Genomic DNA, 10,559 nt, shown 5'->3' with positions numbered 1-10,559 from the left:
ATGTGGTTACAATAGCAGAGAGGATACACCTGTTCCCATTCCGAACACAGAAGTTAAGCTCTCTAGCGCTGATGGTACTTGGTGGGAAACTGCCTGGGAGAGTAGGACGTAGCCACGTAATTTTTTTTATTTTTGTCAAAAAAAACAAAAAAATTATGTATTTCTTTTTTCATTTTGGGAAAACTAAACACAGGAATTATGGATTATCATAAAAATTTAATTCTTAAGGAGTGATATGAATGAAGAAAGTTGCTTTAGTTTTAGCTATAATTGGTGCACTTAACTGGGGAGCAATTGGTATTCTAGGAACAGATTTAATAGGTAGCATTTTCGGTGGAACATATGAAATGATAAGTAGAATAATATACTTTGTTGTGGGTCTAGCTGGATTGTATTTAATACCAAGTTTAATGTCTGATGACAGAGAATAATTCAATTTTTACTTTTTTATATTAAATACCTCATTCTAAATATTTAGAATGAGGTATTTTATTTTATAAAAATATTAATTTGTATCTTTTTTAATGGTAAAATAGATAGGAATCGAAGTTTTCAAACAAGTGGTAACAGTAGGGAAAAAGGAGTAATATATGTTTATAATTAATGAATTGAGTGAAATTGTAAATAAAGAAGTAATATCTTTTCATATGCCTGGACATAAAAAGGGAAAAATATATGAAAAATTAGGATATATAAATGTATTAGAAAATTTGTATAAAATGGATACAACTGAGATAATAGGGACAGATAATTTACATTCCCCAGAAGGAATTATAAAAGTCTCTCAAGAAAATACTGCAATGGTATTTAAAAGTGATTATACATATTATTTAATAAATGGAAGCAGTTGTGGCATCCAATCTGCAATAATGTCAGTGTGTAATCCTAAAAGTAAAATAATTGTGAATAGAGACTGTCACCAATCTGTTATAAACGGATGTATTTTGGGTGATGTAGATATAGAATATATTCCTTGCGAAATATGCAAAAATACTAATATTTTAAAAGGTGTGAATGTAATAAATGTAATTGATATAATAGATAAAAACTTAGATGCAAAAGCAATATTGCTTACATATCCTACATACTATGGAATGACATATGATTTGGAATATATCTGTAATTACGCACATAGCAAAAATATGGTAGTAATAGTAGATGAAGCACATGGTGCACATTTAGGACTTAGTGAGAAACTTCCTAAAACAGCTCTTGAGCAAGGTGCAGACGTGGTTATACAAAGTACTCATAAAACACTTCCATCTTTTACTCAATCATCAATGATACATGTACAGGAAGATAGAGTTGACTTAGATAAAATTTCAAACATGTTAAGAATTACTGAATCTTCAAGTCCTTCTTACTTATTATTATCTTCACTAGAATTAGCTGTAGATATATATGAAAATAAAGGCAAGGAATTAATGGAAGAACTTTTAGATAATATCCAAAATTTCAAAAATAATGTTAATAAAAATCTTGAAATATATAGTACAAATGATAAAACAAAAGTATTCATATCTGCTAAAAATATAGGATTAACAGGATATGAATTAGAAAATATCTTAAGAAAAAAATATAATATACAGGTAGAGTTGTCTAATTATTATGGCGTTCTATTAATCTGTACAATAGGAAATAGTACTCAAGATTTCATTAGTTTAGAAACGGCATTAGATGATATTGTAATAAAAGAATTTAAATCTACAAAACTAGATAACATAAAATATCCTGTTGATATTCCACAGAAAATATTAACACCTAGAGAAGCATTTTATAAAACTAAAAAAAGTGTTAAAATATATGACAGCATAGGTAAAGTATGTGGAGAATCTATAGTACCATATCCACCAGGGATAAATATAATATCCCCTGGCGAAATAATAAGTAAAGAAATAATAGATTATTTAAAGTTTTGTAGTTCTAAAGGTATGGTTATAAGTGGACTTAAAGATATGACTTTAAATTTTATAGAAATAATAGATTTAGAACATATATAAAGTAGGATTACTATGAAGAATCTATAGAATATTTATATATAAATTTATTTGAATAATATACTAAAATAGGCAAAATGTTTAGATGGAGGATATTAAAATGAGAGGTAAGTTAATAATTATAGAGAGTGGTTCAGATGCGAGTGGAAAGGCAACTCAAACAAAAAAATTATATGAAAGACTAAAAAAAGAAGGCTATATGATTAAGAAGGTAGAATATCCAAACTATGAGTCTCAATCATCTGCTTTGGTAAAAATGTATTTGAGAGGGGATTTTGGTAAAAATGCCTCAGATGTAGACCCATATATAGCATCAACTTTTTTTACAGCGGATAGATATGCATCATTTAAAACCGATTGGGAGGAATTTTATAATAAAGGTGGAATAATTATCGCTGATAGATATACAACCTCTAATATGGTGCACCAAGCTTCTAAAATGGACATTGCTGATAGAGAGGAATATCTTAACTGGCTGGCTGATTATGAATTTAATTTATTTAAAATACCTCAACCTGATTGTGTTGTATTTTTAGATGTTCCTATTGAGTTTAGTGAAAAACTTATGGAGAATAGAAAAAACAAAATTACAGGAGAAAAAGAGAAAGATATTCATGAAAGTGATATAGAGTATTTAAAGAAATCTTATAATAATGCTCTATATATAGCAGATAAATATGATTGGAAAAAAATAAATTGTGTTTCAAATAATAAATTAAGAAGTATTGAAAGTATACATAATGAAGTTTATGAAATAGTTCTTGATTCAATAAAATCTATGGAGAGATAAATATGTATTTTGAAAATATTATAGGACAAGATTTTGCAAAAAAATATTTAATAAATTCTATAAATAAAAATAAACTTAATAATGCGTATATGTTTGAAGGAATAGATGGAATAGGAAAAAAGAAATTTGCTGATGAGCTATCAAAATTGTTACTTGACTATGTAAATCTAGAAAATAGTCCAGACTATGTACTTATAAATCCAGATGGAAATAGTATAAAAATAGCTCAGATTAGAAACTTACAATCAGATATAGTAGTACGACCTCATAAAGACTATAAAATATATATAATAAATAATGCTGAAAAGATGACGGTAGAAGCTCAAAATGCCCTTTTAAAGACATTAGAGGAGCCTCCAAGTTACGCTATAATAATTTTAGTCACAAATAATAAAGAATCATTATTAGAAACGATAAAATCTAGATGTGACATAATAAAGTTTTCGCCTATACCAATAGCAGATTTAAAAACTTATTTAATAAATAAGGGCATAGAAGAAGAAAGAGCCCAAATATTGGCCACTTTTTCAAGAGGTAGTATTGAAAATGCTTTAGACTTATCTCAGTCGGCTGAGTTTTCAGTAATGAGGGACGATATACAACAATATATCCAAATAATGCTAGATAAAAATATAGTAGAGATTCTAAATATACCAAATAACATGGAGAAATATAGAAATCAGATTATAAGTTTATTGGATATTATGATAAACTATTTTAGAGACATTATTTTATTAAAAGAAAATGTAAATAGAGATATGTTAATAAATATAGATAAGCTAGTTTTTATCCAAAACATGAGTGGAAAAATTAGTTATTCTCAATTATCTAAAATTATTGATATAATAGAAGGTACAAAGACTAAAATTAAAAGTAATTGTAATTTCAATATAAGCATACAAGTTATGTCTTTAAATATATACGAGGTGATTAAATGATAAAAATAGTAGGAATTAGGTTTAAAAGTGCGGGGAAAATATATTATTTTGACCCTGTTGATTTTAATATAGAGCAAGATATGGATGTAGTTGTAGAAACTGCAAGAGGTTTAGAGTATGGTAAAGTAGTGGTTGGGCCAAAAGAAATGGACGAGAGCGAATTAGTTTCTCCTTTAAAGCCAATTATAAGAATAGCTACAGAAGAAGATAAGAAAATATATTTAGAAAATAAGGAAAAAGCAAAAGAGACTTTTGAATTATGTCAACAAAAGATAAAAGAACATGAGTTAACAATGTTTTTAATAGATTGCGAATATACATTTGATAGAAATAAATTGATTTTTTACTTTACAGCAGAAGGTAGAATAGATTTTAGAGAATTAGTAAAAGATTTAGCTGCCATATTTAAGACTAGAATAGAACTTAGACAAATCGGTGTTAGAGATGAGGCAAAGTCTATAGGAGGTCTAGGACCTTGTGGTAGAAAGCTTTGCTGTTCTTCTTGGTTAGGTGATTTTCAACCAGTTTCAATAAAAATGGCAAAAGACCAAAGCTTATCTTTAAATCCAACAAAGATATCTGGTATATGTGGAAGATTATTCTGTTGCTTAAAATATGAACATGATGTATATAGTGAAGCAATAGAAAAAATGCCTGTTGTGGGTGCATTGGTGCAATCAGATGATGGAAAAGGAAAAGTTGTAGAGGTAAATCCTTTGCTAGAACAAATCAAAGTGGAATTCCAAGACAAAACAGTAAAAATATATACAAGAGAAGATATAAAAATACTTAAAGAGCCTAAAAAGTGTGAGGGCTGTGGTGGTAAATGCAAGGGCAATGATGGATTAGATGAAGCTACACTAAAGGAGTTAAAGAAATTAGAAGATTAAATTTAAGGTAGGGCTTCTCCTACCTTTTTTAAAGCAATTAATGCTTAGAGCTACTAATATTTGAGGAGAGTTATATATGGGCATACAATTAAAAGATTCAGAGAGAATCGACGATTTACAATTAAAAGGTCTTAAAATTATACAAGATACTAATGGGTTTTGTTTTGGTATAGACGCTGTTTTATTAGCTAATTTTGCAAAAGTAAAAAAAGATGCTAAAGTTGTTGATTTAGGCACTGGTACAGGAATTATACCAGTTCTAATTGCAGGTAAAAGTGAAGCTAAGAAAATTATTGGTGTAGAAATACAAGATGATGTATATGAAATGGCAACTCGTTCTATAAAACTAAATAATTTGGAAGAAAGAGTTGAGATTATAAATGGAGATATAAAATCAATAGACAAAGTTTTGGAAGTTAATGGATATCATGTAGTTACATCAAATCCTCCATATATGCATATTGATGGTATAAAAAATCCAAATGATAAAAAAGCAATATCAAGGCATGAAGTAAAATGTAATCTAGAGGATGTAATAAAGACCGCATCTAGATTAGTTATGCCTAGAGGTAAATTTTTCATGATACATAGACCAACAAGATTGGTTGATATAATAACTTTAGGGAGAAAATACAGATTAGAGCCAAAAGTTATTCAGTTTGTTCATCCAAGACCTAAAAAAGCACCTAATTTGGTTTTGGTTCAATTTGTAAAAGATGGCAGACCAGAGCTTAAGATATTAGACCCACTATATGTCTATGGAGAAGATGGTAATTATACAGAAGAATTAAAATCAATATATAATAATGAAGATATAGGAGAGTTATAGATGAGTGGAAAATTGTACATATGTCCAACACCAATTGGAAATTTAGAGGATATAACGTATAGGACTTTAAGAATCTTAAAAGAAGTAGATTTAATTGCGGCAGAAGATACAAGACACAGTATAAAGCTTTTAAATCATTTTGAAATCTCAAAACCTTTGACTAGCTATCATGAGCACAATAAAGATTCAAAAGGCGATTATTTAATCAATAAATTAATTGATGGAGAAAACATAGCTTTAATAAGTGACGCAGGTATGCCTGGTATATCTGACCCAGGAGAAGAGATAATAAGACAGTCCATACAAAATAATATAGAGATAGAAGTATTACCAGGAGCAACAGCATTTGTAACAGCGTTGGTTGGCTCTGGTATGGATACACATAAATTTGTTTTTGAAGGTTTTTTGGATAGAGATAAAAAAGTTAGAAGACAACAGCTAGAAGAAATAAAAGAGGAAAGCAGAACTATAATTTTTTATGAATCACCACATAGATTGAAGGATACACTAAAAGATATGCTTAAAATTCTTGGAAATAGAAAAATTTCTGTAAATAGAGAGCTCACAAAAAAATATCAAGAGATAATAAGAGAAGATATAGAAACTGTTATAAAAATATTTGAAGAAAACGAAGTAAGAGGAGAGTTTGTATTAATAGTAGAAGGTTTCTATGGTGAAAAATCAGAAAAAAGAGATTATGATGCTCTTACAGATAGAGAATATGTTTTAAAGTTAATTGAAAGTGGTATGAACAAAAAAGATGCAATAAAAGTAGTTTGTAAAGATAGAAAATTAAAAAAGGATATTGTTTATAAACAAGTTCTGGATTTATAAAACCTGAATCTGAGGTGATTTTATGGAAATAGGAAAAATTATAATAGAGAGTTTAAAAAGGAAAGATACACATAAAACGTTTATAGAGTTGGATAAAAAGAATGAACTAGAAAAAGCAATCCCTAAAGTAAAAGCAATGAAATCTGTAGGAGAATGTAAATATCATGTTGTTAACTGTTTTGAACATTCTATAAATGCATTAAAAGAATTAGAAGTAGTGCTAAATGACAAAGAATTTTTTCCAAATCATTTGAGAGAACATGTGTCAAATTATTTGAATTTATATATTGATGATGAAATAAATAAGTCACAAGCATTAAAGTTAGGAATCTTTTTACATGATATAGGAAAGCCAGATAGTGTAACTTTAGATGAAACAGGTAGAGTTCATTTTACAAATCATGAAAAAATAGGTGCACAAATAGTAAATAATATGGGTACAAATTTAGAGTTATCAATACAGACATATAAACTTATAAGTAAATATGTAAGATATCATATGACACTTTTATCTTTATATAAGAAAAATGATTTGAGTAAAAAAGAGTTAGCTAATGTATTTAATTTAGTAGATGAAGATACTATAGGTATAATATTACTTGGATATGCAGATATAGTATCTACTATAAAATTATTAGGCAAGGATGAAGAAGTAGGAGTATTAAAGACCTATATGGAATATATTCTAACAAATTACTTATATAAGAGTAATTATACAAATGTATAAAGTTAGTTAATATAATTTAAGACTTATTTAGTTAATATAATTTAAGACTTATACAATTGATTTAAATTTAAAATATACAAACTTTAAAAACCTAAAAGAAGTTGTCTTTAATAGAATTAAAAAAGACAACTTTTTTTACATCAAAACTTAAAATTTTATTAAAAATATTTAATGGTGTATTAGCGAATAAACCATTAATGTTCAATTTATCTTACAATATTGATTTTGCTTGTATCGGTGTTGATAATATAACAGATGTCTTGGTAGAACCTATTTTCTTTATAGTATCAATCACGTTTTCTAATTCATACATATCTTTTACAATAACTTTTAAAAGTAAGCAATCATCACCTGTTATGTGGTGACATTCTACAATTCTAGGGTCCTTTCCAGCAGACTCAATGAATTCTGTATATCCATTACTTGGAAGAGATATGTGAATAAACGCTTTTATAACTCTACCTAATGAATCTGGATTAACAATTGCTTTATATCCTTCTATAACACCAGATTCTTCTAATCTCTTGACTCTTTCTGAAACTGCAGGAGAAGTTAAACCAACTATTTTTCCTAAGTCCTTCATAGAAATTCTCCCATCATCCTGTAAAATTTCTATGATTCTGTAATCTGTAACATCCATAAATAAACAGTCCCCCTTAAATAAAAATAATTAATGCCTATAAAACTTTTTTAGAATCTATCATTTTTGTTTTTAAATACCAAAGATCTCTAGATAAATCAACCTTGTAAATGTGTGGATTCGAAAGTCTTTTGTATTGTTCCCAGATAGTACTTAATTCATATTGTACATGATTTCTTATTTCAAGAACAGGTTTTTTATTATATTTGCATATTCCTTTTATATACAATGGCTTAAGAAGCTCTTTAACTTTATAATTTGTAAACGTCTTCGTTTTCCATGTATATGTAGGATGGAAGATTTCTAAAGGTTTAGATTCATCTATAACTTCATCATGTAACATAATTAAATCTGCCTCTGCTTTATTGTCCTCGTTATATATTCTTATAACTTTCTTGTAACCAGGATTATTTATTTTTTCTGGATTTTCAGAAATCTTTATCTTAGGTTCAAGCGTTCCTTTTTCACAAGATGCAGCTAATTTGTAAACTCCTCCAAGAGAAGGTGAATCGAAAGATGTAATGAGTTTCGTACCTACTCCCCATGAATTTATAGTAGCTCCTTCTGCCTTAAGTGATGTTATAGTGTATTCATCAAGGTCATTAGATGCAGTTATACTAATATCTGAAAAACCAGCACTATCGAGTTGTTTCTTTGCTTCTTTAGATAGATAAGCTAAATCTCCAGAGTCTAGTCTTATACCCATAGGTTTGTATCCTTTTTCAGAAATATTTTTGAAGACTTTTATTGCGTTAGGTACACCACTATTTAATACATCATAAGTATCCACAAGTAGTAGGCATTTATCTGGATAAACATCAGCATATGCTTGGAATGCTTCAAGCTCAGTATCAAATTTTTGTACCCAACTATGAGCATGTGTACCAATTATAGGAACATCAAACATCTTTCCAGCTAATACGTTTGCAGTTCCAGAACAGCCACCAATTACAGCAGCTCTAGCTCCATATATACCTGCATCTGGACCTTGTGCACGACGTAATCCAAATTCAAGTACAGTATCTCCTTGAGCTGCAAAGCAAACTCTAGATGCTTTCGTAGCAATAAGAGATTGAAAATTGACTATTGTCAACAATGCTGTTTCAATAAGTTGAGCTTGATACAAGGGTGCTTTAACAGTAATCAATGGCTCATTAGGGAACATTATAGTCCCTTCTTCAACAGCATAAATATCTCCTGTAAACTTAAACTCTTTCAAAAATTTTAAAAACTTGTCAGAAAATAAATTTAAGCTTTTTAAGTACTCCAAATCTTCATCTGAAAAATGAAGGTTATCTATGTATTCAACAACCTGATCAATACCACAAACTATAGTATACCCTCCATCACAAGCGTTTTTTCTAAAAAACATATCGAATACAACAATGTCTTCGTGAATATTTTTTTCAAAATAGCCATTTAACATAGTAAGCTGATATAAATCAGTAAGAAGTGTTAGATTTCTCATTATTTCTCTCCTTAATTATTATTAAATATTAAAAATTATAAAAACTCCCACACTTATACTAAAACATAATATAGTACAACTTTCAAGTATAAAGTATTACCTAACTATCATAAAATTATTTAAAGAGGAGGTTGATTATAATAGGAAAAATATGGTTTTACATGGTATCAATAGGAATAATAGGAAGTTTGATTTCTAAAAATATGGGAGAATTAAATAAAGTTATATTGAGTGAAACATCAAAAGGTATAGAATTTGCAATAAGTCTAGCTGGTATTATGGCACTCTGGATGGGTATAATGAATATTGCAAAAGAGTCAGGCTTGATTGAAAAAATAGGTCAGAAATTAAATCCTATAATGAGAAGATTGTTTCCTTCTATTCCAAAAGGTCACAAAGCAATGTCTTATATAGTTATGAATATTGCCTTGAACATGTTGGGTGCTGGTAATGGTGCAACAGCATTTGGCTTAAAAGCAATGAGTGAGCTTCAGACTTTAAATAACAAAAAAGATACAGCTACCAATGATATGATTATGTTTATGGTAATAAACATATCATCTATACAGATAATTCCATTTACTATAATTAAATTAAGAATGGATATGGGAGCTCAAAACCCAAGTGAAATAATTTTTACAACTTTATTTGCAACCATAATATCTACAGCAATAGCAATAATAACATGTAAATTTTTTCAAAGAAGATATAGATAAAGGGGATGTAGATATATGGAAGTATTTTCAAACTTACTTATACCAGTAATAATTTTGTACATAGTAGTTTATGGTAAATATAAAAAAATAGATGTATATGATAGTTTTGTAAAAGGGGCAATTGATGGTTTAAAGGCTGCATGGGATATTTTACCTTATATAATAGGTATATTTTTAGCAATAGGAATATTTAAAACTGGTAAAGGCCTTGATATGTTAGAATGGTTATTTACACCAATAGCAAATATGATGAGTATACCAAAAGAATTAATAGGTTTAATAAGTGTAAAACCTTTATCTGGAAGTGGTGCCTTGGGAATGTATAGCGAACTTGCACATAGAGTTGGAATAGGCAGTTTAGTAGAAAAAATGGGTGCTACAATTGTAGGCTCTTCTGAGACTATTTTTTATACAATGGCAATCTATTATGGGAGTTTAAAGATAAAAAATACTAGACATACATTGTCATGCGCTATGATTAGTCATGTTGCAGGAGTTATAGCAGCAGTTTTTATTTGCTATGTAATATTTGTATAATTTGTTGACAATGTGGGAAAAATTTTATAATATAGTGATTATATAGAAATAAATTGTAATATGAATTATAAGCTATGAAAAGAAGAGTAGATAAGGATTTTTTCTATCAGAGAGCTAGGTTAGGTGAAAGCTAGTGTAAAAAGATTTATTGAAGATGGTCTTGGAGCTTTTTATCTGAGCATATATGCTAAGG

At 28.5% G+C, this 10,559-nt stretch carries 12 protein-coding genes, 1 rRNA gene and 1 other annotated feature (1 of these 14 only partly in view); of the genes, 11 read left to right on the top strand and 2 right to left on the bottom strand.

The window, feature by feature from the left end:
* Position 1: 1 nt before the first annotated feature.
* The 9 genes from rrf to IC213_RS16760 all read left to right on the top strand — a co-directional run bounded on the left by rrf (position 2) and on the right by IC213_RS16760 (position 7,005).
* A 5S ribosomal RNA gene (gene rrf / locus IC213_RS16800) occupies positions 2–118 on the top strand.
* Positions 119–239: 121 nt separating this feature from the next.
* Entirely contained in the window at positions 240–431 is a 192-nt protein-coding gene (locus IC213_RS16795) for a DUF378 domain-containing protein (RefSeq protein WP_227436395.1), read from the top strand.
* Between the two features lie 159 nt (positions 432–590).
* Positions 591–2,000, top strand: a complete 1,410-nt coding sequence (locus IC213_RS16790; RefSeq protein ID WP_227436393.1) for an aminotransferase class I/II-fold pyridoxal phosphate-dependent enzyme — start codon at positions 591–593, stop codon at positions 1,998–2,000.
* Between the two features lie 97 nt (positions 2,001–2,097).
* Positions 2,098–2,787, top strand: coding sequence for a dTMP kinase (locus tag IC213_RS16785; RefSeq protein ID WP_227436391.1), 690 nt, complete (start codon positions 2,098–2,100; stop codon positions 2,785–2,787).
* A 2-nt stretch (positions 2,788–2,789) separates the two neighbouring features.
* Entirely contained in the window at positions 2,790–3,725 is a 936-nt protein-coding gene (locus IC213_RS16780) for an ATP-binding protein (protein ID WP_227436388.1), read from the top strand.
* Complete coding sequence (locus IC213_RS16775; RefSeq protein ID WP_227436386.1) at positions 3,722–4,615, top strand: stage 0 sporulation family protein; 894 nt, start codon at positions 3,722–3,724, stop codon at positions 4,613–4,615. Before IC213_RS16780 ends, IC213_RS16775 begins: the two co-directional genes overlap by 4 nt.
* A 76-nt stretch (positions 4,616–4,691) precedes the next feature.
* Positions 4,692–5,444 carry a tRNA1(Val) (adenine(37)-N6)-methyltransferase gene (locus tag IC213_RS16770; protein ID WP_227436384.1) on the top strand — a complete coding sequence of 251 codons (753 nt, stop codon included), beginning with the start codon at positions 4,692–4,694 and terminating at the stop codon, positions 5,442–5,444.
* Entirely contained in the window at positions 5,445–6,278 is an 834-nt protein-coding gene (gene rsmI / locus IC213_RS16765; protein WP_227436381.1) for a 16S rRNA (cytidine(1402)-2'-O)-methyltransferase, read from the top strand. It begins immediately after the preceding gene.
* Between the two features lie 22 nt (positions 6,279–6,300).
* Positions 6,301–7,005 (top strand): HDIG domain-containing metalloprotein, encoded by a 705-nt coding sequence (locus IC213_RS16760; protein WP_227436379.1) that lies wholly within the window; start codon positions 6,301–6,303, stop codon positions 7,003–7,005.
* Between the two features lie 211 nt (positions 7,006–7,216).
* On the opposite strand, the gene IC213_RS16755 is transcribed toward IC213_RS16760, so the two are convergent.
* Both IC213_RS16755 and IC213_RS16750 read right to left on the bottom strand, forming a co-directional pair.
* Positions 7,217–7,645, bottom strand: a complete 429-nt coding sequence (locus IC213_RS16755; RefSeq protein WP_021386461.1) for an Lrp/AsnC family transcriptional regulator — start codon at positions 7,643–7,645, stop codon at positions 7,217–7,219.
* Positions 7,646–7,682: 37 nt separating this feature from the next.
* Positions 7,683–9,113: a nicotinate phosphoribosyltransferase gene (locus IC213_RS16750; protein ID WP_227436377.1), complete on the bottom strand. Its 1,431-nt coding sequence runs from the start codon at positions 9,111–9,113 to the stop codon at positions 7,683–7,685.
* Positions 9,114–9,244: 131 nt separating this feature from the next.
* Here IC213_RS16750 and IC213_RS16745 point away from each other — a divergent pair, with 131 nt between their 5' ends.
* Positions 9,245–9,829, top strand: a complete 585-nt coding sequence (locus IC213_RS16745; protein WP_227436375.1) for a nucleoside recognition domain-containing protein — start codon at positions 9,245–9,247, stop codon at positions 9,827–9,829.
* A gap of 15 nt (positions 9,830–9,844) precedes the next feature.
* Entirely contained in the window at positions 9,845–10,366 is a 522-nt protein-coding gene (locus IC213_RS16740) for a spore maturation protein (protein ID WP_227436373.1), read from the top strand.
* A gap of 65 nt (positions 10,367–10,431) precedes the next feature.
* Positions 10,432–10,559: a binding site (T-box leader), on the top strand; it runs 121 nt beyond the window's last position.

The organism is Clostridioides sp. ES-S-0049-02, assembly GCF_020658465.1.
Taxonomy (GTDB): Bacteria; Bacillota; Clostridia; order Peptostreptococcales; family Peptostreptococcaceae; genus Clostridioides.
Note: the sequence above shows the minus strand (reverse complement) of the source record. Positions and strands in the feature narration are given on the sequence as shown.

Bases quoted from the DNA above. Each gene is read 5' to 3' on its own strand.
- IC213_RS16795 (WP_227436395.1), top strand. From the start codon at position 240: ATGAAGAAAGTTGCTTTAGTTTTAGCTATAATTGGTGCACTTAACTGG.
- IC213_RS16790 (WP_227436393.1), top strand. From the start codon at position 591: ATGTTTATAATTAATGAATTGAGTGAAATTGTAAATAAAGAAGTAATA.
- IC213_RS16785 (WP_227436391.1), top strand. From the start codon at position 2,098: ATGAGAGGTAAGTTAATAATTATAGAGAGTGGTTCAGATGCGAGTGGA.
- IC213_RS16780 (WP_227436388.1), top strand. From the start codon at position 2,790: ATGTATTTTGAAAATATTATAGGACAAGATTTTGCAAAAAAATATTTA.
- IC213_RS16775 (WP_227436386.1), top strand. From the start codon at position 3,722: ATGATAAAAATAGTAGGAATTAGGTTTAAAAGTGCGGGGAAAATATAT.
- IC213_RS16770 (WP_227436384.1), top strand. From the start codon at position 4,692: ATGGGCATACAATTAAAAGATTCAGAGAGAATCGACGATTTACAATTA.
- rsmI (WP_227436381.1), top strand. From the start codon at position 5,445: ATGAGTGGAAAATTGTACATATGTCCAACACCAATTGGAAATTTAGAG.
- IC213_RS16760 (WP_227436379.1), top strand. From the start codon at position 6,301: ATGGAAATAGGAAAAATTATAATAGAGAGTTTAAAAAGGAAAGATACA.
- IC213_RS16755 (WP_021386461.1), bottom strand. From the start codon at position 7,645: ATGGATGTTACAGATTACAGAATCATAGAAATTTTACAGGATGATGGG.
- IC213_RS16750 (WP_227436377.1), bottom strand. From the start codon at position 9,113: ATGAGAAATCTAACACTTCTTACTGATTTATATCAGCTTACTATGTTA.
- IC213_RS16740 (WP_227436373.1), top strand. From the start codon at position 9,845: ATGGAAGTATTTTCAAACTTACTTATACCAGTAATAATTTTGTACATA.